Below are 26,119 nucleotides of genomic sequence, written 5' to 3'. Positions count from 1 at the left end.
GCAGTATGCTTTTGTAAGATACAAATATAACAAAGTTTCGATAGAAAATATCAGTCTCTATCTTTCTTTTTACAATAAAAACATATAGAAAATGCTGTTCCGAAAATTTATTTCTGTTTGTTTACTGCTTTTGATTTCAAGTATATTCTTTATATCTGAAGCTCAAAATAAGAACCGTATTTATTTGCAATACATAGATACATACAAAGATTTGGCTATCGAACATCAACGTAAATATAAAATACCAGCCAGTATTACCTTGGCACAAGGTTTGCTCGAATCAGGTGCCGGGAGAGGTACTCTCGCTCGAAAATCAAATAATCACTTTGGAATAAAATGCCATAAATGGCAAGGACAAAAGGTATATCATGATGACGACGCCAAAGGCGAATGTTTCCGCAAATACAGGCATCCCAAAGAATCATACGAAGATCATTCTCTTTTCTTGACCAGAAACATGCGCTATGCTTGTCTTTTCGAATTAAAAAGCACTGATTACAAAGGCTGGGCGCGTGGACTACAACGATGCGGATATGCAACAGACAAAGCCTATGCCAGCAAACTGATACAACTGATAGAATTATATGAACTATACCAGTATGATCGTAAAGGCAGTCGTAAAGAACCTAAAGAACCCGAAATCGTTATTTTACGACCGGTATACAAGGCTTACGGATTACTTTACGTCGAAGCCCGCGACGGCGAAACACCGGAATCTATCGCCAAAGAAATGGGATTCAGTGTTAGAAAAATATGCAAATATAACGAACTACCCAAAGACTATCCTCTGGAGGAGGGGAATGTTCTTTTTCTCGAAAAGAAAAACAAAAAGGCAACCAAACAATTTAAACACCATACCGTAAAAGTAGGTGAATCCATGCACGATATCTCTCAACGGTATGGCATGAGATTAAAGAATCTTTATAAAATAAATCATAAAGATAAAGATTATGTTCCCTCTGAGGGTGATATCTTAAAATTAAGATAATGAAAAACGTTGTCAAACTCAAACTGTGATTATCCAGAAATGGTTTTACTGCTCCGACAGATAAATCCCTGTTACAAAACGTCCAGAAGATACAGATAACCGACGGGCCGAATAAAATTTATCGGATAATGTATATGTACAAAGTTGCGATATCTCTATCTGTGAGTGGGGAACACCTACATTTGCCAAATCCAATCTATTAGCCTCCCATAAGTCAATATGGTACTTATTCGAATCCCGGTTAAAAAAACTGATTTGAGACAAATCGTAGCCAGAAGAACGGAATATGTCAATAACTTCATTTCCAACTTCAAAACACCCGGGACTAATAGATGGACCAATCATGGCTTTAATATCTTCTGTCCTCGTTTTATACAACAAGCTCATACGCTTTACACATTGTCGTACAATATGTCCTACCGTTCCTCTCCATCCTGCATGGACAGCCGCTATAACTTTATTTTTTGTATCATATAATAATACCGGGACACAGTCGGCCGTCGTTACCCCAATAACGACGAAAGGTATATTAGTTATCAAAGCATCAATGCCATTTAACGCTTTCGCCTTCGAATCTGTATCAAGAGACATAAAATCTTCATCAACAGTACCAATCTTTACACCATGTGCTTGATGGGGAAGGAAGATATTTTCAGAAGATATGCCAATAACCTTACTCAATTGCTCAAGATTTCTCAATACTTCATCTCTATCTCCCCCAGAATATAATCCTAAATTAAAAGAAGAATAAGGATTATCAATCTTTGCCTGATTCCGTGTTGTAACGAAACTAAAAACATCATTATCTAAAAACGTAGACTCAAATTGCAATAACTCCAGTCCCTCCTGCTCAATAGAAATCATTCTTCCCAATCGTATTCTTCATAATCACTCTCATCTGCCTCATCCAATTCAAATTCATCTTCCTCCCTGACACGATGATTAACATCCAGATTACGATGTGTAATAGTCGTTACTTTATTCTCTTCTTTATTCAATTCCTGCCACAAGCAGTCTTTCAACTCCTGAATGCCTTGTCCTGTAACTGAAGATATAAATATGCAAGGCATATCGGGCAAATCTTCTTTCAAAGCTGCAGTCAATTCTTCATCCAACATATCACACTTTGTGATGGCAAGAACTCTTTGTTTATCTAACAGTTCAGGATTGAATTGTTTTATTTCATTCAATAAAATTTCGTACTCCGAGCGTATGTCATTGCTATCGGCCGGAACCATAAATAAGAGCAATGCATTCCGTTCTATATGACGTAAAAATCTTAATCCAAGTCCTCGGCCTTCACTGGCACCTTCAATAATACCCGGAATATCAGCCATGACAAATGACCGATTGTCCCGATAAGAAACAATACCAAGATTCGGTTCCAATGTAGTAAACGGATAATCTGCAATTTTAGGTTTAGCTGCTGAAACAACCGATAGCAACGTAGATTTACCTGCATTAGGAAATCCGACTAATCCGACGTCGGCCAACAACTTCAACTCCATTATTACCGACCTTTCTTCTGCAGGTTCTCCCGGCTGAGCATATCGGGGTGTCTGGTTCGTAGCAGACCTGAAATGCCAATTTCCTAAACCTCCACGCCCCCCTTTCAATAAAATCAACTCTTGACCATCCTCGGTAACTTCACACAAATATTCTCCGGTATCGGCATCAAATACAACAGTCCCGCACGGCACTTCTATAATCTGGTCTTCACCATCCTTTCCAAAACTTCTGCTGGCTCCACCATGTCCCCCATGTCCGGCAAATATATGACGCGAAAACTTTAAATGCAATAATGTCCAATAGTTCCGGTTAGCACGTAAAATTATATGACCGCCCCGTCCGCCGTCTCCACCGTCCGGACCACCTTTAGTTATAAATTTCTCCCGATGCAAATGCATCGAACCTGCCCCTCCTTTTCCTGAACGGCAATGAATCTTTACATAATCAACGAAATTTGAGCCCGCCATAAAATTTTATTTAATGCTTTAAGGGTGCAAATATACGATTTTTATCCGATTTCAGATTTACAGTCTTTGTTATAAAAAAGTAAAGAGGACAGGATAAGGCTTTTGCCAAGTCTTATCCTGCCCCCTTTCGTATCAGTCCCTTTAATTACAAGTTGTCTATCTCTTTAGCAATAGAATCGAAAATAGAATCTACTGATCCCATGCCGTGTATCTTTTTATATTTTTTTTCTTTGATATAAAAATCTTTCAGTGGCGTAGTTTGGTTATGATATACATCCAAACGGCTCTTTATCGTCTCTAAGTTATCATCCGAACGTCCCGATATTTGGCCACGTTTCAGTAAGCGGTCGATAAGTTCTTTTTCTTCTACCTCAAGACCGATAACCGCTGAAACTTCGGTATTTCTCTCTGCCAACATTTTTTTCAAAGCTTCCGCCTGTGGAATTGTCCGAGGAAAACCGTCAAATATCACCCCTTGTTTAGCTTCCTCATTCATATCAAGGACTTTCGCCAACATATCAACAATCAAATCATCGGGAACCAATTGGCCTTTGGAGATATATCCTTCGGCAATTTTACCTAATTCTGTGCCATTTTTCATCTCGGCCCGTAATACATCACCCGTTGAGATATGGAATAATCCGTATTTCTCAATGATTTTTTCACTTTGTGTTCCTTTACCTGAGCCCGGAGCTCCGAAAATTACAATGTTCAACATCTCTATTCTACAATTTTTATTATTCTGATATCACATAAATATCTTTCAGATTACGTCCCTGTTCGTCATAATCAAGACCATAACCAACAATAAACGCATTGGGTATCTCTAATGCTACATAATCTACCTTAACATCACACTTCAATGCTTCAGGCTTGAACAGAAGAGAAGCAACCCGTATATCTTTGGGATTTTTGGCTCTAAGCTGTTCCTTTATATGCTGTATCGTATATCCTGTATCAACAATATCTTCCACAACGACAACTGTACGCCCGGTTATATCTTCTCCCAATCCTTGAATTTCTTTCACACGACCAGTCGATTGAGTTCCTGAATAAGATTTCATTCTCATAAAAGTTATCTCACTATCAATCGTTATTTCCCGGAAAAGGTCTGCTGCAAAAACAAACGCTCCGTTCAACACACATATAAACAGCGGGTTCTGTCCCACTAAATCTTCATTAATGCGCGCAGCAACTTTCTGTATAGCCTCCTGAATCTTCTTCCGATCGATATAAGGGACAAATTTCTTGTCTTTTATTTGTATTGTGTTCATCGGCGTAGTATGTGATGATTATTTTTGATGCGCAAAGGTACAATATTTTGAAATAATGCAAAAAGATGTAGAGATTTTTATAGTATTCTCCTATCTAAAATTACTTTATACCACGCATCTTAATAGAAAGCCAACTGCTCATCGACAATAATATAATTCCGAGCAATACCGATACGACCGCTATAGAAGCAAAAATGCTCAGAGCTCCCAATTGAGAGAAGAAAGATGCTATTACCCCTCCGGCAATATTTGCCAAAAAACTACTTAAAAACCATACTCCCATCATAAAAGATACCAACCGCACAGGAGATAATTTAGATACCATCGATAATCCAATCGGAGATAAACATAACTCACCCATAGTATGCAATAAATATGCACCTATGAGCCACAGAAGGTTTGCCTTAGCATCGGCAGATATACAGTTTTCTCTCTCTAAAGCCGCACCGACCATAAGTACAAATCCCAATCCAAGCAGAATCATCCCGCAACCCATTTTTACAGGAATAGACGGTTCTTTATGATAGCGAGACAAAAGATTCCACAATACAGAAAACACAGGAGCCAATGTTATAATAAATACAGGATTTACAGATTGCAGCCATTCTGTCGGAATCGTATATCCTAAAATATCTCTGTTTATAAATTTTTCAGTATAAAGACTCATTGAACTACCGGCCTGTTCAAATCCTGCCCAAAAGAATGTACAGAAAGCAACCAGTATAAATATAACCATAGTACGGTCTTTTTCGTCTTTCGTCAAAGGTTTCTTCTCGCCTTTTCCATTTTCATCCTTCCTTATCACCGGTTTTTTCCCTATTTGCCCAAGCAATCGATTCGATAATGCATTATAGAATACCTGTCCCAACAGCATTCCTGCTCCAGCAGTAAAAAATCCCCAACGATAACCATACGTCACAGCGAGATATCCAGTCACCAATGGTGCTATAAGGGCACCGATATTCACTCCCATATAAAATATTGTAAATGCCGAATCTTTTCGACTATCCGTCAATGGATACAAATCTCCTACAAGAACTGCAATATTAGGCTTAAAGAACCCATTTCCCACAATGAGCAGCAGCAGACCTATCGTAAGAAATAACGGATCGGCTTTTGTTGCTAAGCAAAATTGTCCCAGCATCATCGTCAATCCTCCTATTGTAATCGATTTTCTTTGCCCTAAATAATTATCGGCCAACCACCCACCAATCAATGGCGTAAAATAAACAAAACCAGTAAAGAAACCATATATAAGGCTGGCCTGACGCACATCGAAGCCCAGGCCACCTTCAAGTGCCGATTTTGTAAGATATAAAATCAGCATGGCCCTCATGCCATAGTAGCTAAAACGCTCCCACATTTCTGTAAAAAACAAAAGGTATAATCCTTTTGGATGTTTCATTGTGGTACTACTCATAAAAATAGTTATATTTGTTTGATTTTCGGGCGTAAAATTAGACAAAACATCTAATTTTTGCTACCATTGCAATAATTTATTTTTGCAATAAATATGATTTTATACTCAAATGTCAACTTAAAATGAAAATTTTCTTTACAAATGAAACTAAAAAGCTCGATGAATATACCATTGAGCATGAGCCTGTAAGTTCTATAGACTTGATGGAACGTGCCGCCTCATCTGTGACTTTTGAGATTATGTCCCGATGGCAACGTAACACTCGTGTTGTTGTCTTTGCAGGACCAGGGAACAATGGAGGCGATGCTCTTGCTGTAGCCCGTATGCTCATTGAAGAAGGGTACAAATTAGAAACTTACTTGTTCAACCCGTTCCAAAAGCTGTCACCCGACTGTTCCAAAAATAAAGATCGTTTAAAAGATATAGAAGGCATACACCTTACTGAGGTTATAAAAGGGGATTTCCTCCCCCCCAGACTCGACACACAGACATTAGTTATCGACGGACTATTCGGCTCAGGACTAAGAACTTCTTTAACAGGAGGATTCGCCTCTGTCGTACAATATATAAACTCTTCTAAAGCTCAAGTCGTATCTATAGACTTACCTTCCGGATTATTCGGAGAAGATAATTCAGAAAATTATAGTAGGAATATAATACGAGCTACTCTTACTCTTACTTTTCAGTATCCAAAATTAGCATTCATGCTGCCTGAAAACGCAGAGTATGTAGGAGAATGGAAAGTTATAGATATTGACATCCATCCAGAAATTATAGAAGCAACTCCCGCTAATTTTTATTATCTTGAAACAGATGAAATAGCACCATTAATAAAAAAGCGTCCGAAATTTGCCCATAAAAACAACTTCGGACACACCCTTATCATAGCCGGGAGCAAAGGAATGATGGGTGCTGCCGTTCTGGCAACTAAAGCGGCCTTACATACAGGAGCCGGACTGGTCAGTGTGCACTCCGCCCAATGTGGATATGCTGTTTTACAGTCTGCTGTTCCGGAAGCTATGTTTCTTTCCGATACCAGCCAGACCCATATTACGGAAATAAACATTCAAAAACATTATACAACCTTTGGGATAGGCCCGGGTATCGGACGCAACGAAGAAACTGCAAGGGCCATAGAAGCTCTTTTCGGACAAATGAGACACCCCGTCGTCTTAGATGCAGATGCTATCAATATGGCGGCTACACACCCCAACTGGTTATCACAGCTCCCGGCAAATAGTATACTGACTCCACATATCAGGGAATTTGACCGTTTATTCGGGCAACATGACAACATGCTCGAAAGGCTAAAAAAGGCAACAGAAATGGCAAAGCGCTATCGTCTGATTATCATTCTGAAAGGTGCAAATACTGCGATAGTGACTCCCAAAGAAAAAGTATATTTCAACAGTACAGGAAATCCGGGAATGGCTACTGCCGGCAGTGGAGATGTCTTGACCGGAATTCTCTCGGGATTGTTATCTCAAGGATACTTACCACACGAAGCAGCTGTCATAGGAGTTTTTATCCATGGGCTGGCAGGAGATATCGCTGCAGAAGAACAAAGTCAGGAGTACATTACAGCAGGAGATATCATTAATCATTTAGGTAAAGCGTATAAACACTTAAAAAATTACTTCGAATAATAAATATTTCAATTATGAGAAAAAGTATATTATCTCTTTGCATTTTATTTTCGGTTTGTAGTTACGCTCAAGAAACTACAAAATTTACAGCTGGAAAGCATAATGAATATGGTCTTCTATACTCCCTACCCCAAACCGTCTTCGACATTGAAGTGACGGCTACCAAAACGACACAAAAAGCCGGGCCATATTATAAATATGCTGAAAAATACTTAGGAGTACCCGTATCAATTACGGAGGATAAAGTATTTTGGAATCTCGACAAAGTCAATGTTACATCCCATGGCATTCCGGACAAAGGACAAGAATATTTAGTAAAATTCAAATCCGGCTCGGCACCATTTATGTATCTAAACAAAGATGGACTTTTACTGTCCATCAATACAGAACCAATTACAGAAAGCATAAAAGCGAAAACATTGACTCCGGCAAAAACTCCCTCACCATTAGAAAACAACAATTACGCTTCTGTATTAACCGAAGAAATGCTTATGTCCGGTTCCACAGCCAAAATGGCCGAAGTTGCAGCCAAGCAAATCTATCGCATCCGAGAAAGCCGTCTGGACCTGTCAACTGGAGAATCGGACCAGAAGCCGGCAGATGGCGCTGCACTCAAGCTCATGATGCAACAACTCGATGAACAAGAAAGTACTCTAATGGCCATGTTTATGGGGACAACCAAGACAGAACAAGTTGTAAAACATTTTACATGGACTCCTACTGATGAAACAGCTAATGAAATTATTTTCAGAATTTCTGACCTAATCGGAATTGTAGATAAAAATAATTTAAGTGGAGCACCTGTATACATGAATTTAAAAATAACCGAAAAAGGAGAATACCCCGTCGATGCGAAAGGCAACATAAAGGAAATGCCAAAAAATGGTGTAGCCTATTGCATACCGGGCAAAGCCGCTGTCGAAATAACTTATAAGGGTAAGCCGGTATTTAAAAATTCATTTCAAGTCGCTCAATTCGGTATTGTTTATGGATTGGATCCCAACTTGTTCGACAACAAAAAAGCTCCTGCCCATGTGACATTCTATCCCCAGACTGGAGCCATCCACGAAATAGGCCAATAAAACAAAAATACCAGTCCTCAAAAAGGTATTAATTTTATGTCTTTTTGAGGGCTGGTATAAAATGATATACATTTACCGTATCCGAGTGCCTATTCCAGAACTAATTTCCGTAGCTTGGGTAATAATCACCTCTTTAACTCCTGCCCTAATAGCAGCAAAAGCATTTTCAAGTTTCGGAATCATCCCACCTTGGATAATACCATCGGCAACATATTCCTTAAATAAAGTCTCATCGATTTCCGGGATTACGCTGTCATCATCATTTTCGTCTCTCAATACACCTTTTTTCTCAAAACAATACATCAACGTAACATCGAAATACCGGGCTAAAGCTTTGGCTGCTTCTCCTGCGATAGTGTCAGCATTCGTATTCAGAAGATTTCCTTTACCGTCATGAGTCAGCGGAGCCAATACCGGGACTACTCCTGCCCGAATAAGTTCAGATAACGCTTCTCCTCCGGCTTCTTTCACATCTCCCACGAAACCATAGTCTACATCTTTCACCAGACGTTTTTCCGAACGTAATATATTCATATCGGCACCGGTCATACCTAATGCATCAACAGACAAAGCTTGCAATCCGGCAACAATATTCTTGTTTACCAAACCTCCATACACCATAGTAACCACTTTCAGCATTTCTGCATCAGTTATACGCCTGCCGTTTACCATCTTACTTTCAATGCCCAGCTGGGAGGCGATTCGTGTTGCCGACCGGCCACCACCATGTACCAGCAATTTATAACCCTGGATATGGGAAAAATCATTGAGCAGAATCTGCAAAGATTCCGATTCCTCTACAATCTTTCCTCCGACTTTTACTATCGTCAACTTTTCCATCGAATATCCATTATTAAGACTGTTCTCCCCCGAATTCCATCAAATATGCTTTTATGAAACCATCAATATCTCCATCCATAACACCTTGCACATTTGACGTTTGATAATTGGTACGATGGTCTTTCACCCGGCGATCATCAAAAACATAACTCCGTATCTGAGAGCCCCATTCGATTTTTTTCTTTCCGGCTTCAACCTTCTGTTGTTCTTCCATACGCTTGCGTAGCTCCATTTCATACAATTGAGATTTCAACAAACGCATAGCATTTTCCCGATTATCTAATTGAGAACGGGTCTCTGTATTCTCAATCAATATTTCCCGAGTTTCACCGGTATCCGGATCTTTATAATTATAACGTAACCGTACTCCGGTCTCTACTTTATTTACATTTTGTCCACCGGCACCTCCCGAACGGAAAGTATCCCAAGTTATATCTGCCGGATTTACATGTATTTCAATAGAATCATCTACTAAAGGCACAACAAAAACAGATGTAAACGAAGTCATCCGCTTACCTTGTGCATTAAACGGAGAGACACGTACCAGGCGATGCACTCCATTCTCTGACTTCAAATAACCATAGGCATAATCACCTTCAATCTGTATGGTTGCACTTTTTATTCCGGCTTCATCACCTTCAAGCAGGTTGGTTACCGTCACTTTATATTTATGATCTTCTGCCCAACGGATATACATACGCATCAGCATAGACGCCCAATCCTGGCTTTCCGTACCCCCAGCTCCAGAGTTTATCTTCAGCACTGCACCTAATTTATCTTCTTCTCTGCGCAGCATATTGCGCAGCTCCAAATTCTCAATAATCTCTTTGGTAGTAGCATAAATCTGGTCAAGCTCTTCTTCGGTAATGACATCTTCCTTGACGAAATCAAATGCCAAGGTCAACTCCTCCACCGACTTCTCTGCTTCATTATATCCCTCAATCCAAAACTTCAATTCTTTTACTTTACGCATCTGTGCCTCTGCTTTTTTCTGGTCATTCCAAAAATCAGGGACATGTGTGCGCAATTCCTCTTCTTCCACTTGTATCAACTTCGCATCGATGTCAAAGATACCTCCTCAACGCCAACTTGCGTTCTTCAAGCTCCTTTAATTGTTCGGTAGTAATCATAATATTATTTATTTCTTATTTTTTTAATCCGTCGCGAAGATAATAAAAAAACAGTCCGCAACCTTTACCTCATTCAAGGTTTTTATCATGCTCAAACCTCATAAAGTAAAAATTGCGGACTTTTTATCTTAAAAAATATTATACGTACATCGCTTCTATTTCAGCGCGATAGAGCTGGTTAATAATGGGACGACGAATCTTTAATGTGTTTGTCAACTCACCAGTTTCCATACTAAAAGCATGAGGCAACAACGTAAATTTCTTGATTTGCTCAAATCGGGCAAAATTTTGTTGCAACATATTGATTCGCTCCTGTATCAGCTTATGGATATTTTGATTTTTAACCAAATCCTCCAAATTTCTATATTGTATTTGCTTCTGTGCTGCATACTCTTTGAGGGCTTCATATGCCGGAATAATAATTGCCGTAACATATTTACGCTGGTCTCCAATAACAGCTACCTGATCAATGTATTTATCTTCACCTAATTTAGTTTCGATTGCCTGAGGAGCGATGTACTTTCCGTTCGAGGTTTTAAACAAGTCTTTTATACGTTCCGTCAGGACCAATGCTCCATTATCAGTCAATCGACCCGCATCTCCCGTTCTGAACCATCCATCTTCTGTAAAAACCTGAGCCGTTTCTTCGGGCTTTTTATAATAGCCTTTCATCACTGTAGCTCCTTTTACCAATATTTCATTGTCCTTCCCGACTCTAACTTGGACAGAAGGCATTGTCTCTCCAACAGAACCAATTTCATATCCTACCGAATTAAAGCAAGATACTGTCGCAGTAGTTTCTGTAAGGCCATATCCATAGACAATATTTATCCCACACGTATGCAGAAACTCATTGATAGTATCTGAAAGAGGTGCTCCGGCAGTAGGGAAGATGTTGCCGTTAGGGATACCTATTGCCTTCCGCAAACGGCTAAAAACCACTTTATCGAAAAAACGATATTGCAATTCCAGGCCAAATGGTGCTTTCTTTCCTAAACGGGCATAGTCCAAGTTACGGTGACGTCCTACCTTCAAAGCCTTGTTCATCAAAACGCATTGTATCCCCTTAGCTGAAGATATTTTTTCCTGAACAGCAGTATACACTTTTTCCCAAAAACGTGGAACACTACACATTATAGTCGGGCTCACTTCCTTTATAGTATCTTGTATCTCATTGGGCTTTAAATTTATAGCAATTCGAATTCCCATTTCAAGACAAAAATAAGTCCAAGCTCTCTCAAATACATGTGTCAACGGGAGAAAACACATAGATACATCTTTATCTGAAATCATCGTCAAACGCTCTATATGTATACGCATGGCTTCATTGTAATTGGAATGAGCCAACATAACTCCCTTAGGCACTCCTGTAGTACCTGAGGTATAAATAATATTTGCCAAATCCTCATCCTTTGCAGCACATGTACGAGCCTCTACCAATGCCGCTTTATCTGACTTTTCACCCAACTTATATAAGTCAGAAAAATAAACAGATGTTTTGTCATCTTTTGCCAACTTTACATCTGAATCAAGAACAATCAACTTTTCCAATGTGGGACACACTTTCTGCGCCTCATAAGCATTATCATACTGGAATTGCTCTCCAACAAATAAGAAGCGAATCTCCGCTTCATTTATGATATATTCTATCTGGGACAATGAGCTCGTTGCATATAATGGCACAATAACGGCTCTATTGGCATAAGCTGCAAAATCAATAATTAGACCCTCAGGTTTATTTTGTGTATAAGTAGCCAAATTCTCCTGTTCTTTTACTTCCAGTTCTGCCAGTGCTTTTGCTATTGTATCAACTTGTTGAGAAAATTTATTCCAAGAAGTAGAAACCCATTGATTTGTCTTATAATCCTTGTGACGAAAAACTTCGCGATTGCCATACTTCTCAGCTTGGCGACGGATTAGATTTGAAAAGTTTTTTATTACCATAGAATTTAAATGAAATTCGGGGACAAAGGTAATCATTAAAACAACATGAATTCCATTTTAAGAAGTTTTAAATCCTTATCAACTCTTTTATACTTCTTCACTCCCATATCATACCCCTCAAAATTTTTCACATTGCTATAATTATAACCAACGAAAACCCTTTTCGGTTCACTCATATAATACAGACATCTGCTGTGTAATCTGTTTCATCTCATTTCTTACCGTCTCAGGAGAAAGAAGCTCAACAAAATTTCCATGAGACAAAATCTCCTGATAAAAATCAAATGTAGGGGCAAGATAATAACTAAAAACCCCATACTCTTCGGTAGTCTCAACTTCTTCCTGTGAATGATGAAGAGGCAAAGCTCTAAAATAATTTTCCTGTCCTCCCGTAACTTTTAATAATATATGCTGTATCGGTATGTCATCATCCCGTATGATACCGAAACATCCAGACATATAATCTTCCGCATCAAAATCTTTCGGATACTCAAATTTATCTGAAGTTTCTTCCAATGCCACAATTCGGTCCAACGCGTATATACGTATTTGCTTTTTCTCCAATGAAAATCCGGCCATATACCATCGCTGTCTGAATATTTTTATAAAATACGGTTGTACATCAAATACATGCGGTTCTTTACGAGCATATCCTTTGTAAGTCATTTTAAGTACCACATTTTCCCGCATGGCTTCCAATACAGGGGTAAGAAACTTTTGCCCCGACGGTATATTTTCAAATAAAATACGACTTTGCAATTTATGGCTCTCATTCAATATATTATTTACAGAGAAAGTATTTATAAGCCAATTGCGTACACTCCCGCCCAAAAGAGATTCAACATCTTCTATATAATACTCATAGGTGCTTCTGTCACATCCTATATTTATATCGAACATCTCTTGAATGGCAATCCGATGATTATGAAAAGTTCGAAGAGGTAAAGGCTCTCCCATAGAAAAGTCTGTCTTCATCCACTTTTCATTAATCTCTTTCATTGTCAACCGACCATTTCGATAAATTGTATCGATCAGCCATATATAACGATTAAACAAGTCTTTTGCCACCTTTATTCAATTTTATTCCAAAAATAAATATTTACACTAAAGTTATACTATACCTCACTACATTATTTTCGGCAATCGGCAAGCTTTCGTATCATTATAATCCTTATTTTTGCATCGGAAGTACGATATACATATGAATACAGACGAATTATATTACTCAGCAATAGACTTACTAAAGACCTTAATAGAAATACCGTCTTTAAGCCGCGAAGAAAATGAAGCAGCCAATAAAGTTGAAAATTTTATTATAGAAAAAGGATTACATGCCAATCGGAAAAATAATAATATTTGGTGCATTGCTCCCGGATATGATGTCCATAAACCTACCATATTGCTTAACTCCCATATCGATACAGTAAAACCTGTTTCGGCCTGGAAACGGAATCCCTTCTCGGCTGTAGAAGAAAATGGACGGATTTACGGATTAGGCAGTAATGATGCCGGAGCAAGTTTAGTATCTTTATTACATGTATTTTTATATCTTTCAAAGAAAGAGCAACCTTATAACTTAATATTCCTCGCTTCTTCAGAAGAAGAAATTTCCGGGAAAAACGGGATAGAATCTGTATTAACAGAACTGCCTCCCATTCACTTTGCAGTTGTCGGAGAACCGACTCAAATGAACCCTGCAATAGCAGAAAAGGGACTTATGGTATTAGACTGTTCTGTATATGGGAAGTCAGGACATGCCGCCCGTAATGAAGGAGATAATGCAATTTATAAATCACTGAAAATCATCGAAAAATTCCGGGATTTCAAATTTCCTAAAAACTCGGATATATTAGGTCCTGTAAAACTTAGCGTGACTATGATACAATCAGGAACTCAACATAATGTAATCCCTGACCGGTGTAATTTTGTCGTCGACGTGAGAACAAACGAATTATATAGCAACCAAGATGCTCTTACTATATTAAAAGAAAATATTCCATGTGAAATAGTTCCCCGTTCGCTCAGATTAAATTCGTCCCGTATCGGGAAAGAACACCCCTTCATCCTTCGAGCAGAAATTCTCGGGCTCATCCCCTTCGGCTCCCCAACATTATCAGACCAGGCTCTGATGCCTTTCACCTCAGTAAAAATAGGTCCTGGAGATTCGTCCAGGTCTCACACGGCAGATGAATATATAGAAACAAATGAAATAAGAGAAGGCATCGAATTATATATAAAACTTCTCGATAATTTGAATATTATCTAAAGGCTTGTTTAAATTTTGCCCGGTCTGCTCTGAGAGTTTCTTTTGAAACTGTTTAATTCTAAAACAGCCACCGTAACAGTGTCCCTCCTCCCGGACCTCCGAATCCTATATAACGGTAAAAGAAATAATACATTCCCTTTTTAAGGAATGAGGGAGACTCTTTCTGCAAAAATATATTCCAAGCATTCAAAGCTAATGCTTTATTTTTTTCATACTTGTACATTCCTGCCAAATACAACATTTTCAAATGAATATAATGAATCACCCGTTTTTTATTTTTCAATGATGACTCGTCAACATATTTTTCTGTTATTTCCATAGTATGAAAATGTACCTCTCTATTCGAGACAAAATTGGCCCCCGTAATACTTTTTGCATGTTCATGTATTTTCACCAATACAGGTCTCTTTATCCAAACAATTCTCCGTGTCTGCATCAAAATACGTATCCCCATATTCCAATCTTGCCATGCCATTAAATCCTCATTCCATCCCCCTAACAAACGCAACAACTCTGTACGCACAATAAAACACTGTGTACTTATCATACTATAAATCACCTGGTCTTCAACCTTTGCTGTAAAGCAACGACGTTTATTCGCTTTTCGACCATTTGGCAAATACCGTTTTGCTGTAAATCCTATTATCTCTGCCTGAGGATATCTCGAAATCGTACGTACAATCCGTGATATAGCACCCGGTACCAATTCATCATCTGAATCAAAAAACATTACCCAATCCGAAACAACTTCTTTCAGCCCTCTATTTCGAGCGGCATTGGCCCCGGGCTTCAACTCTTGTAACACATCGATACGAAAATCTTCTCTACTATGCTTTGCTTGAAACTGGTAACATATAGTCAAAGAGTGGTCTTTGGAGTTATTATCTACCAAAATAAGACGCAAAGGCCGGTAAGTTTGTTCTACAATCGAGTGTAATGTTCGTTCTAAAAGAACTTCCCGATTATATACAGGAACTACTATTGTGATTATTTCTTCCACTCTATATTATTCTTTTATATTTACCTTCGATACAAAATCTCTCAACTTGCCCTTATAAGTGTGAATGCTCTGAGAATACAAAATTCTTATATCCAAATCATCTGCAAAATACTTTTTCAACTCATCTCTTAGTACAAGTTCATAACCTGTATCGGACTGCTCCAAACGAAGCTCCAGACTTCCTTTTTGATACTGAACTCCCTGATAATTAAGGCATATATTAAACTTTAAAAGTAAATTTTTAAATACATAATATAATGTCAAACTCGGATATTTATGCTCCCGTCCATAAATAACCGACCCGACACGCCCTACAACGTCTAATAATACAGGGTGTTGTCTGCCACATGGACATTTATACTTTGTGTCTGCTAATATAACGGAATCGCCTAATTTATACCGAATAATAGGAAATGATTTTGACAACAAATTCGTAACGATAATCTCACCATTTTCTTCTTCAACAATAACACTTTCCATATTGATATGCATACTCCCACAAGGACATTCAAACGCAATTATCCCTGCCTCTGCGGCACCATATTCACTTATCAGTTTTTGTCCGAAAGCTGTATTAACCTCAGATTTATAACTATCATAAATTTTTTCAGACGTGCCCTTTACCATCTTCAAAGAGAAATCCTTTTTTATCTCCCCACGATTCACCATTTTGGCAACTTCATATATCATTGACGAATACCCTTGCAAATAAGACGCTTTACCTAAATGTCGAATAAAATGGAGCAAATCTTCTTCTTTATATGAAAAAAAACGATAACTATTTTGAAAATAATCAAGTATCCGTATTTTCCATCTCTTATTTCGGGCTAAATTATATCCCCAAAAAAGGCCATTCCTATCCCATCGTTCAAGGCCATACCAAGAATGTCCCCTAAAAATTGATGCGCGGTGCTGTGATACCCACTCCTCATTGCGGTAAAACCTCATTGGTTGTCCCGTAGACCCCGAAGTTTCTGATAAAAACAATTTTTTAAATGGATACTTTGACTGTATTTTTCCATTTAATCTAAGTAATGTCGATTTCTCCAAAACAGGAATATTCTTTAAATCCTGTAATGAAGTCATCGATGCCGGAGAAAACCTACATTCATCAAATAGGTCTCTATAATAATCTGAATAAGTGTATGCGAAACTCAAAAAATCCCGGCATTTCAAAAATTGATATTCTTCCAACTTCTCCAAACTCCAGAAGTCCGATTCTAAAAGAAACTTGTAATAAGAATCCAATGAAGGATTCTTATAACGTTCAAAACATTTATAAAGTATTTTATGAATCATAAATGTCACATTTTTCTCTATTCTTCATTTTCCCGAGAAAACTAATTTTCGTTTCTAACCCCAGATAACAAAGACTCCCATTTATCGAGAATTACAGGTAATGAATACCTGTTCATACTCAACATCGCCTTCTCTCCAAGCTTCCTGCACATTTCTTCATCTGATATCAACCACTCAATTTTTTCCATTAATTCTCCAAAATCATTCTCCTTTACCAATATACCATCCACTCCGTCATCTATAATCTCTCTCGGTCCAGTCGATATATCAAAACTGACACAAGCACAGCCTTGGGACATGGCTTCCATCAAGACCATGGGCAATCCTTCATTTTTAGAAGATAAAACAAATATCGTAGATGTACGGTATAACAATTCTATATCCTTTATCTCCCCCAGCAACTTTACTTGAGACTCCAATTTACACTCTTCAATCAAGTTCCTTAATATATACATACTTTTTTCACTCCCTCTACCGGCAATACATAAGGTCCAATCCTTATTTTTCGAAGCAATAGAGCTCCAAGCCTTAATCAGGCCCAAAAATCCTTTCCCTTCATACGCATTTAAATTACCCACTGCTAAAACTACTTTTTTTCGGAACACATTAAAAATATTACAAACCGGAAAAGAAATAGGATTAGGCATTATCTCCATATTATTCAATTTACCCTTGAGCAAATCAAAATCCCTTTGAGTCAATACGGTTACTTTATCAGCCAACTTATTGATATAAACTCGCCGAATCGTTTTTAACCAAGTACGATTATTAATAAAATTGGTATGCTCACAAGATACTACCGGGATATTTAAAAATCTACTGGCTAATATAACTTTAGGATTAAGTATATATAGGAATGATATAATTACATCCGGCTTCTCTTTTTTGATTACTGTTCGTATTTTAGGGTATAATAAAAACAGATTGTAATATATTTTTCTAAAAATATTTCCTCCAGGTGCCAAATCCGGATACAAAGAAACAAGCCTAATTTTTTTATCCAAAGAATAAAAACTCTCCTGCTTTGTATCCGTAGCTAAAACTACTTCATGGCCACGAGCAGATAGACCATTACATAATAGAGCCATTACACGTTCTGCACCACCACCGCACATTAACGGAATACAAAAAAGCAATTTCATTTTTCTTCTGGGATGTTATCAATTATTTCCAAATATACAATTTATTGACGAAAACAAAATTGGATTAATAAAATATTATCTTTGTCATATCTAAGAGTTCATTTAAATTTTGTTCGAGACTGCTTTGAAAATTATTCTATCGGAAAATTCAAACGGGCTCTTAGACAGAATATATCGACTTATATTATGAAAATACTATTATTAGGAGAGGCAAGCAACTTGCACTGGACTCTTGCTGAAGGGCTTAGAGCTCTCGGCCATGATGTTACCGTTGCATCTAACGGGAGCAACTGGATGAACAACCAACGCGACATATCCCTCATTAGAAACAGTCATAACGTATTTGATTCTATCAAATATATAGGAAATATTTTAAGGTATCTTCCTCACTTTACCAATTACGATATTGTCCAAATCAAGAATCCTATCTTTCTTGATTTAAAACCCCAAAAAAATAAATTGATTTACAAATTTCTAAAAGCAAACAATCAGAAATTATTCCTCGACGCATTAGCTACGGATTATTATTATGCATTATTATGTAAAAACAAAAACTTTTTCCGATATTCTGATTTTTATCCAAACAAAGAATCGGAAATAGTAGGAGATAGAAAAAAAGTAATGGACAACTGGTTATCGTCACCATTAAAAGACTTAAATATAGAAATCGCAGAAAATTCAAATGGTATAATTGCTTGTCTATACGAATATTACGTCCCCTACGAAAATATATACAAAGAAAAACTTGCATACATTCCCATACCTATAAATATCAGTAATCATAAACCTAAATCAATAAAATCAAATTTCGAGCAAGTAAATTTTTTTATCGGAATACAGCATAACAGAGCTGCCGACAAGGGAACCGACATCTTATACGAAGTTCTCCAAGAAGTAAAAGAGAAATACCCTAAAGAATGTCAAATAAAAAAAGTTGTATCTGTACCTTTACAACAATACAACCAAATAATGTATGAATCTGACGTTTTAATCGACCAGCTCTATTCTTACACTCCGGCAACCAATGCTTTAGGAGCCATGGCCAAAGGAATAATTGCGGTCAGTGGTGCAGAACCCGAATATTACGACTTTATAGGAGAACATGACTTGAAGCCTATCATAAATGTCCTTCCCGACAGAAATGATATATTCAAAAAACTCGAAAACCTAATTTTAAATAGAGCAGGAATACCCCTAATGGCTCAAAACAGCAGACGTTTTGTCATTAAACATCATGATCACATACGCGTAGCCCAACAATATCTTGACTTTTGGGAAAGTCACTAAAATACACACCCATACATCTTTTATTTATGTAATCCTAATGCCAACCGTCTTTTCAACATCCAAAGACTATATAAGGTACTACCACCAACCAATATGTATGCTAAAGACTGATATTCATACTTTATACACCCAAAAGTGCCCAATGAAAATAAACAGCTAATCAAAAATACAATATAAAAGGATTTGCTCATACGTAAACCAAACATACGAAAACAAATAATTCCAATGAACAACATATACAAGATAAAACCCAATGTATAAGCAATGCCTATTCCTTGAAGGCCCATATACTTATAACCGATAAAATTCAATGCCAAATTCATCACAGCAGAAACAATTTCTGTCACCAAAAATAAAGGGCCTTTTCCCTTAGCCAATAAAATAAAACCCATCGACCAAGATACTGCTTTGAACAAAACTCCGGGAACAGACCATAAAAGATAACCTTCTACAATTTGAAAATCTCCCGTATATAGTATTCGGATTACTAAATCTTTAAACAATAAAAGAAGTCCTATCGTCGGAACCAAAATAAACATAGATATCTCCGCCTGCTGCGAAACATGTCTTGATACCTCAGGCTTGTCATCGCACACAGCTGCCAACCGAGGGTAAAACTCCATTCCCATCGCAGTAAATATCAATCCAAAATATCGGTTCATCAAATTATATCCAGCCTGATAATATCCGACATCAGCCATTCCACCCCTTGCATTCATCCAGGCAATAAATAAATAATTGAATAAAGTAACGACAAATCCACTGACAGTCATATATATACCTAAAAGAACCATTTTACGACCGTAAATTTTTGTATCTTTCCAACTCTGACGTACTTGTATTGAAGATTTTACCGACTTTCTATTATAATAAAATAAAAACAACAATGTCAAAACGGATGCGATAATCAACGAAGGAACAATCCCGCCGATTCTGAAATAATAAAAAAGAGGTAAAGACAAAATCAAAGAAACAACAGCTGCTGCGACTCCACTTTTCGCTAAGATGCGTAACTGACCGCTTCCCTGAATTATCGCCTGTTCTCCTGCCACAAGGGCATTTATCAGTAACGTACATGATAAAAATACAAATCCCCAAATATGTTGACTGTCGCCAAATGTCCACAGACTCAAATATGGAGCCAGAATCAATGTTACAACAGCTCCCAATAATCCGGCAAAACCAGACCAGCGCCGAACAACTAATTTAACGGACTCGAACTGTATATGGTCTCCAGATTTCGAAGCGACGGATACATCCCGGACTCCACTTTGTCTAATTCCTAACCCTGTTATTTGAGAAACAGTCTCTGTCGCTAAAGTATAAAGGCTCATAATTCCGATACCTTCAGCTCCCAGCCAAACAGCCACTAATTTTGTTTTAATTATAGAACAAAGAATATTTACAAGCTGTACGCCACCAAACAGACCTGTCGATTTTACGATGCGCCGATATGTAGATACATCTTTGAACATAAGGAATTTAAATATTTATCTCATAAATATCATAAGCAATACCGCGTCCACCGAATTCTTCTTTGTGAGCCGACATGCCAACGTTCAAATACCAACCGGCGTTTTCATTTGACGTGCCGAAATCGAAATATTCGTTTTCAGGAAACAAACTATTTATTAATTCATAATATAATACATCGGTCGCATAAATATCTTTACCTTCACGCGTTGCTGCTGCATATTGCAAATGAGTTACTATATTGCTATCGTATATTACACTTCCGGCAAATATATTTTCAAAAGCATCTTTTACCAAAAAGAAACGGATATTTTCAGGAAAGTAACCATGCAACAGATTCATCTCCTCTTTAGTATGTAACGGCTTAACACCATGCTGTTCCCATCGGTCATCTTCTATAATTTTCCAGAATATTGCAGCATCACCGCACTCCTCAACTCGCAATGACTCTTTCTCTGCTCTTTTTTTCGCCCTCTTCAACCGACTTGATTTCATCATTTTTTTCGTCGGAACAACAGTGGCCAAATTCCGAACCATCAATCGAGCTTCTTTGCGGAACAGGGCATACAAATCCTCTTCGGCCGGATAACGATGATAAATATGTGGTATACATTTATAAACCAAACGAACAAAATCATGCTCTCTCAGGTATTGTAGCAAAATATCCATTAAAGCCAACACCTGAACCGCCGAATTGTGAACACTTAATATAAAGCCCCCATATGTAAGCCCTTGATGCGAATACAAAACGGAATCCGCTTCATTCGCAGGTAACAGGGCTACAAGTTTTCCCTCCTGATAAAACATCAGGGAATGATCGGCAAAACGGTCGGCATGATAATCCATATAATGACGCATAAACAGAAATGTCCCGTTTTTCGATTTTCCAACAAAATCATCCCACTCAGCAGAATATACAGGGTTATATCTGACTATCTCCATAATTCTTATTTATCAAGCCATGGTTCCGGATTCAACTTAGTCGTCTCTTTCCATAATTGGAAATGCAATACCGTGCGGTTTCCTTCTTCCGGATCGGAATATATTTTCCCGATAGGTTGCCGTATAGAAAGCTTTTGCCCTGGTTTCACATAAACTTCGCTCAAATTCGAATATATAGTTAAATAATTACCATGGCGCACAATCACTGAGCTATTATATCCCGGCATGACAAACACTTTGGTTACAACACCGTCAAACACAGCTCTGGCCGAAGTCCCAGGAGTTGTTTGTAAATCTATTCCATTATTGTTTATCTTGACATATTTCAGTTCTTGATGTTGTTGTTGTCCAAAATGACCAACAATCATATAACGTCCTGATAATGGAAATGGCAACTTCCCTTTATTTTTCTCAAAACTACCCGATAGCTCTCTTTCTGCCTTAGTCATTGCATAACCACCCTGAGTTTGGGAACGACGTTCTTCCGAAGCTTCTCCTTTATTTGATTTTCCGGTTTTATCTCCCGCCTTTTTACGGGCCTCTTCCGCGGCTCTCCTCGCTTCTTCTGCTGCTTTACGAGCCTCTTCTGCTATCAACTGCTCTATCTTTCTATTCAAAGCGTCTGCCTGTTTTCTCTGTTTAGCAAGCTCGGTTTTCAAAGATTTTTCTTTTTTCTTTAAATCAGCTACAACATTCTTTTGGGAAGTTTCCTTCACCTGCAAATCTTTTGCAGCTTGTGTCCTCTCATTCAACAGTGCAGTCTTGGCTTTTTTGGTCTTGTTCAAGTTTTCTTTCTTTTTCTGAAGAACAGCCTGTTGTTCTTTTATCTCTTCTGCTTCTTTTTTTCTCCAAGACGAATATTCACGTAAATAACGAATGCGACGGTAAGACTGGCTCAGCGAATTTGAAGAAAAAACAAACATCATGGTCTGGTACCCGGACTGTTTCTGATAAATACTTTGCATAGCCTTTGCATAGCTCTCTTTCTTCTGTCCTAAAGACTTTTCTAATCGAAAAATAGTATCGGATACAGCTCTCTGCTGTTTGCTAATTTCATTTATTTCTTTATTCAGAATTCGGATGACCTGGCGGTGAGTCTCTATCTCTGCTGTCAACAACTTCAGCTGATTCAAAGAACTCATCGCTGACTTTTGTGTGGAAGAAAGCATCTTACGAGTTTCCTCAATCGATTTTAACGCCTCTTTTCTCTGATTCTCCAGAGATTTTATCTGCTTCGTCTGTGCAACAGCCGGAACTGTCACCAACAATGCAAACAAAAATAATATGTAACAAAGCTTATGCCTCATTTTAATAAAGCTTTAATCAAATCAGAAACATTCATCTTACGATATTGAACGGGGATACTAAAATCAATATTCTGTAACATATTCCATTCCTGCGTATTATAATTAATATCTAAACGAACCGTTTTGCTCATTCCTTGCATTTGAACAGATATACGTGAGGGGAACCAACCGTCATTTTGCCTATTGAACATAGAATACTTCCACAACATTTTATAATTCCCAGCCCCCATCGATGCCTCTTGAATACGGCAGCTTTCATCTGTCACAAAATCATAAACGACACTCCCAGCCTTTGAAGATAACTTCCACAACGATTTATCCCGAGTATATGCAAATTGAGAAAAATCCTCCATCGACAAATCATCTTGCTCTAATAAAAACGGACGATTGAGAAACAACGCTTGTATCGATGCAAGTCGTATATCAAATGGTAACCGATCTTTATATGAAGCCAAAGGTTCTGCAATATATCTTCTATTCATCTTATCAACAGCAAATATACTATCAGGCGTAATACGTATACGTCCCATTTCTATACCCAACAGTGGTTGTATAGAAATCTGTAAGACTTTGTCTTTAATGATTCGGATAGTAGCCTTCGACGATAAGGTTCCCCCCGGTGTAGCTATCGCAATATTCGCTTTTGCCGAAAAAGAAGCATAAGGCGGATAATTATTTAACAATGTCGAAAAATGAGCCTTTTCACCCGATATATTTTTTACAGACTCTGATATTTTTTCTGACGATTTACACCCGGTAAATAATAAAGCGACTAATGCGATATATAAAAATAACTTACACCTCATTTTTCATAATATTTCTTATCCTTTATTTTCCGAGGAAGAACTTCCGACTCACTCCCAGCATCTTTTGCTTTCTCCCAATACTGTAAAGCTTCGTCGACCTCTCCTAACATAAATAATACATCTCCATAATGCTCAAGTAAATCAGCACTTTTATCTCCGCCTTTGTTCAAAGCATTCTGCAAATATATTTTGGCCAGAGTATAATTTCCCTGTTGGAAAAATACCCATGCATACGTATCCAGGAATGTAGGATTATCCGGTTCTATTTTTATTACATCACCACTCATCCGTTCTGCTTTGGATAAATCTCTTTTATCAAGAGCCAGGAAATAACTATAATTATTTAAAACTCCAGTGTTCTTAGGATTATGTAACAACGCATTCTCAAAAGCTTCAAAAGCCTTATCTTTATCTCCAGACAAATAATACGAATCACCCAACTGTCCATAATAATCAGACACAAGGGCATTATTATTTTCATCTAAGTGCGATATTCCTCTCTTCAAGATATCTATAGCTTTATCATAATCTTTCTGCATAGCATATCCTGATCCCATATACATATATATTTCCGCTGCATCAGGGATGTATGTCAGAGCTTTTTCCCCCACCGTTATAACTTCATCCAACTCTCCTAATTGCATATTTACTCCCATGAGTTGCAACCAATATTGCTTATTATTCGGAGCTAAATCGACCGCAACCTGTAATTGTTCTCCTGCTTCTTTATATTTTTTCTGTGATAATAAAAATTCGGCATATAAGCTATATATACTTTCTTCTTGAGGATGCATATCTACCAACTCGGAAAATAATTGATAAGCCTGACCTAAATTTTCCTTTTTCTGTAAAAGATCCGAAAGATAATCGGTTAATATCTTAACTTTAGTCTCAACATCGATTTTTTTATTCGACAAAGCTTTACGTATCTCGTCCAAATATTTTTCCTTATCACCTTTCCTATTATAATAATTGGCTTTCGATACCAATAGATATCCATTATCCGGCTCCATTTTTTCAGCTCTGTCGTACATTTCCAAAGCTTTGTCATCTTTATTATCGTTCAGATAAATATCACCTAACAATATCAAATAACCAATTTCCTGAGGATAAGCCTTGATGAGTTTCTCCACTTCGGCATAAGCCTTCTCATCGTTCTTTAACGCCTTGTAAAGCTTTACTTTTTGCAAAGTAATCGGCTCCATAATCCCCATCGACTGCTCCATTTTTTCATAAGAGTCAATTGCTTTTTGATATTCTCCTTTTTGAGCATAAGTTTCAGCCAACATATAATTCAATTCAGGCTTTTGTGGATTATTGGCTATTAATGCCTGATAAGCTTTCTCGGCTTGTTCGTTATCTCCAAGATTTTGAGCCAAATTAGCCAGCATCATGCCATACCAATAATTATCTTTGTCTATCCTGGCAGCATCCTTAATCATATCATAAGCAATCTGAGGCTTGTTTAATTGTAAATAATACGATGCCAAAGCATATTTTACCGAAGCACTCATCGTATCTACTGCTGCAGCTTGCCTCAACATATCAAAGGCCGCATCGATTTCTCCTTTTTGGGCCAAACGTGTTCCTTCCAGATAAAAGTAATCGAATTTACGTCGGTCATTTGCAGACAAATAATCAGTTTCTTCTTTTAGCATATCGGGACTTTGGATTTTTTTCGATACTCCACAAGAAGACAACAAAAAAATAAAAATAAATATATACAGAATCGCCTCTTTATTATACATAAACCCGAATTCTTTCTATTATTAACAAATAAAATACTGTCGGAAAACGAGCTCTCAGCATACACCGGTATGTCCAAAGCCCCCTTTCCCCCGTTCCGTCTCATCTAATGAAGATACCTCGTTCCACTCTACTCGACAATACTCTTTTACAACCATCTGGCAGATACGTTCTCCATCATTGATAATAAAATCCTCCTCTGACATGTTGATTACAATAATGCCAATCTCTCCCCGATAATCGGCATCAATTGTTCCCGGAGAGTTCAATATAGAAATCCCTTTTTTCAATGCCAATCCGCTTCTCGGACGTATTTGGGCTTCATAGCCAATCGGAAGTTCGATAAATAAGCCCGTCGGAATTAAAGCCCTCTGCATCGGCTTTAAAACAACCGGGGTATCCAGATTGGCCCGAATGTCCATTCCTGCTGAGTGGGGAGTTCCATATGTCGGTAAATCATGCTTCGATTTATTTACAATTTTTACTTTTACATCCATTTATATATTCATTTAACTTTCTTACAAAAAATCTATTTTTATCTGCGAAAGTAA

At 37.7% G+C, this 26,119-nt stretch carries 23 protein-coding genes; 5 read left to right on the top strand and 18 right to left on the bottom strand.

Annotation, left to right across the window (positions count from 1 at the left end):
* The first annotated feature begins 91 nt into the window (after positions 1-91).
* Complete coding sequence (locus BN2628_RS12825) at positions 92-988, top strand: glucosaminidase domain-containing protein (RefSeq protein ID WP_044224633.1); 897 nt, start codon at positions 92-94, stop codon at positions 986-988.
* A 45-nt stretch (positions 989-1,033) separates the two neighbouring features.
* On the opposite strand, the gene pgeF is transcribed toward BN2628_RS12825, so the two are convergent.
* The 5 genes from pgeF to BN2628_RS12800 all read right to left on the bottom strand — a co-directional run bounded on the left by pgeF (position 1,034) and on the right by BN2628_RS12800 (position 5,658).
* Positions 1,034-1,852 carry a peptidoglycan editing factor PgeF gene (gene pgeF, locus BN2628_RS12820; RefSeq protein WP_044224636.1) on the bottom strand — a complete coding sequence of 273 codons (819 nt, stop codon included), beginning with the start codon at positions 1,850-1,852 and terminating at the stop codon, positions 1,034-1,036.
* A complete protein-coding gene (gene obgE, locus BN2628_RS12815; RefSeq protein WP_044224639.1) occupies positions 1,849-2,964 on the bottom strand; it encodes a GTPase ObgE in 1,116 nt (371 codons plus the stop codon). The genes pgeF and obgE overlap by 4 nt, the downstream gene beginning before the upstream one ends.
* Positions 2,965-3,109: 145 nt before the next feature.
* Complete coding sequence (locus BN2628_RS12810) at positions 3,110-3,682, bottom strand: adenylate kinase (RefSeq protein ID WP_044224642.1); 573 nt, start codon at positions 3,680-3,682, stop codon at positions 3,110-3,112.
* Between the two features lie 19 nt (positions 3,683-3,701).
* Positions 3,702-4,238 carry a hypoxanthine phosphoribosyltransferase gene (hpt, locus tag BN2628_RS12805; RefSeq protein ID WP_044224645.1) on the bottom strand — a complete coding sequence of 179 codons (537 nt, stop codon included), beginning with the start codon at positions 4,236-4,238 and terminating at the stop codon, positions 3,702-3,704.
* Between the two features lie 100 nt (positions 4,239-4,338).
* Entirely contained in the window at positions 4,339-5,658 is a 1,320-nt protein-coding gene (locus tag BN2628_RS12800) for a peptide MFS transporter (protein WP_044224648.1), read from the bottom strand.
* 122 nt (positions 5,659-5,780) lie between these two features.
* Between BN2628_RS12800 and BN2628_RS12795 the strand changes: the two genes are divergently transcribed.
* Both BN2628_RS12795 and BN2628_RS12790 read left to right on the top strand, forming a co-directional pair.
* Positions 5,781-7,304 carry a bifunctional ADP-dependent NAD(P)H-hydrate dehydratase/NAD(P)H-hydrate epimerase gene (locus BN2628_RS12795; protein ID WP_044224651.1) on the top strand — a complete coding sequence of 508 codons (1,524 nt, stop codon included), beginning with the start codon at positions 5,781-5,783 and terminating at the stop codon, positions 7,302-7,304.
* A gap of 14 nt (positions 7,305-7,318) precedes the next feature.
* Positions 7,319-8,386, top strand: a complete 1,068-nt coding sequence (locus BN2628_RS12790; RefSeq protein ID WP_044224654.1) for a DUF4831 family protein — start codon at positions 7,319-7,321, stop codon at positions 8,384-8,386.
* 72 nt (positions 8,387-8,458) lie between these two features.
* Here the strand turns inward: BN2628_RS12790 and argB are convergent, their stop codons facing one another.
* The 4 genes from argB to BN2628_RS12770 form a co-directional block, all read right to left on the bottom strand.
* On the bottom strand, positions 8,459-9,226 hold the full coding sequence (argB, locus tag BN2628_RS12785; protein WP_044224657.1) for an acetylglutamate kinase: 768 nt from the start codon (positions 9,224-9,226) through the stop codon (positions 8,459-8,461).
* A gap of 13 nt (positions 9,227-9,239) precedes the next feature.
* Positions 9,240-10,356, bottom strand: a protein-coding gene (gene prfB / locus BN2628_RS12780) for a peptide chain release factor 2 (protein ID WP_154668473.1) whose coding sequence is annotated in 2 segments (ribosomal slippage) — positions 9,240-10,292 and positions 10,294-10,356 — 1,116 coding nt in all. Because the reading frame shifts where the segments join, the coding sequence is not laid out codon by codon here.
* A 138-nt stretch (positions 10,357-10,494) separates the two neighbouring features.
* Positions 10,495-12,300 (bottom strand): AMP-dependent synthetase/ligase, encoded by a 1,806-nt coding sequence (locus BN2628_RS12775; protein ID WP_055097590.1) that lies wholly within the window; start codon positions 12,298-12,300, stop codon positions 10,495-10,497.
* 168 nt (positions 12,301-12,468) lie between these two features.
* Entirely contained in the window at positions 12,469-13,368 is a 900-nt protein-coding gene (locus BN2628_RS12770) for a helix-turn-helix transcriptional regulator (protein ID WP_044224663.1), read from the bottom strand.
* Positions 13,369-13,501: 133 nt separating this feature from the next.
* On the opposite strand from BN2628_RS12770, the gene BN2628_RS12765 reads away from it, so the two are divergent.
* Positions 13,502-14,566: a M20 family metallo-hydrolase gene (locus tag BN2628_RS12765; RefSeq protein ID WP_044224667.1), complete on the top strand. Its 1,065-nt coding sequence runs from the start codon at positions 13,502-13,504 to the stop codon at positions 14,564-14,566.
* 58 nt (positions 14,567-14,624) lie between these two features.
* Here the strand turns inward: BN2628_RS12765 and BN2628_RS12760 are convergent, their stop codons facing one another.
* From BN2628_RS12760 to BN2628_RS12750, 3 genes are read right to left on the bottom strand one after another with little or no spacing between them, the layout of a single operon-like run.
* Positions 14,625-15,566 (bottom strand): glycosyltransferase family A protein, encoded by a 942-nt coding sequence (locus tag BN2628_RS12760; RefSeq protein WP_044224669.1) that lies wholly within the window; start codon positions 15,564-15,566, stop codon positions 14,625-14,627.
* Positions 15,567-15,572: 6 nt separating this feature from the next.
* Positions 15,573-16,865, bottom strand: coding sequence for a phenylacetate--CoA ligase family protein (locus tag BN2628_RS12755; RefSeq protein WP_044224671.1), 1,293 nt, complete (start codon positions 16,863-16,865; stop codon positions 15,573-15,575).
* A 41-nt stretch (positions 16,866-16,906) separates the two neighbouring features.
* Complete coding sequence (locus BN2628_RS12750; protein ID WP_082002200.1) at positions 16,907-18,007, bottom strand: glycosyltransferase family 4 protein; 1,101 nt, start codon at positions 18,005-18,007, stop codon at positions 16,907-16,909.
* A gap of 186 nt (positions 18,008-18,193) precedes the next feature.
* Here BN2628_RS12750 and BN2628_RS12745 point away from each other — a divergent pair, with 186 nt between their 5' ends.
* Complete coding sequence (locus BN2628_RS12745; RefSeq protein ID WP_044225150.1) at positions 18,194-19,294, top strand: glycosyltransferase; 1,101 nt, start codon at positions 18,194-18,196, stop codon at positions 19,292-19,294.
* Between the two features lie 20 nt (positions 19,295-19,314).
* Here BN2628_RS12745 and BN2628_RS12740 read toward each other — a convergent pair whose 3' ends face one another.
* From BN2628_RS12740 to dut, 6 genes are all read right to left on the bottom strand, one after another.
* On the bottom strand, positions 19,315-20,769 hold the full coding sequence (locus tag BN2628_RS12740) for an O-antigen translocase (protein ID WP_044224677.1): 1,455 nt from the start codon (positions 20,767-20,769) through the stop codon (positions 19,315-19,317).
* 7 nt (positions 20,770-20,776) lie between these two features.
* Positions 20,777-21,709 (bottom strand): GNAT family N-acetyltransferase, encoded by a 933-nt coding sequence (locus BN2628_RS12735; RefSeq protein ID WP_074024179.1) that lies wholly within the window; start codon positions 21,707-21,709, stop codon positions 20,777-20,779.
* A gap of 5 nt (positions 21,710-21,714) precedes the next feature.
* On the bottom strand, positions 21,715-23,016 hold the full coding sequence (locus tag BN2628_RS12730; protein ID WP_055097584.1) for a murein hydrolase activator EnvC family protein: 1,302 nt from the start codon (positions 23,014-23,016) through the stop codon (positions 21,715-21,717).
* The gene (locus BN2628_RS12725) at positions 23,013-23,822 is read right to left on the bottom strand and encodes a lipoprotein insertase outer membrane protein LolB1 (RefSeq protein WP_044224684.1); all 810 of its coding nucleotides are present in this window, start codon (positions 23,820-23,822) and stop codon (positions 23,013-23,015) included. The genes BN2628_RS12730 and BN2628_RS12725 overlap by 4 nt, the downstream gene beginning before the upstream one ends.
* Positions 23,819-25,480, bottom strand: coding sequence for a tetratricopeptide repeat protein (locus tag BN2628_RS12720; RefSeq protein WP_044225153.1), 1,662 nt, complete (start codon positions 25,478-25,480; stop codon positions 23,819-23,821). The genes BN2628_RS12725 and BN2628_RS12720 overlap by 4 nt, the downstream gene beginning before the upstream one ends.
* Before the next feature lie 144 nt (positions 25,481-25,624).
* Entirely contained in the window at positions 25,625-26,065 is a 441-nt protein-coding gene (gene dut, locus BN2628_RS12715) for a dUTP diphosphatase (protein WP_021929610.1), read from the bottom strand.
* Positions 26,066-26,119: the final 54 nt, after the last annotated feature.

The organism is Gabonia massiliensis (genome assembly GCF_001403595.1).
In the GTDB taxonomy this organism is placed as follows: domain Bacteria; phylum Bacteroidota; class Bacteroidia; order Bacteroidales; family Coprobacteraceae; genus Coprobacter; species Coprobacter secundus.
Note: the sequence above shows the minus strand (reverse complement) of the source record. Positions and strands in the feature narration are given on the sequence as shown.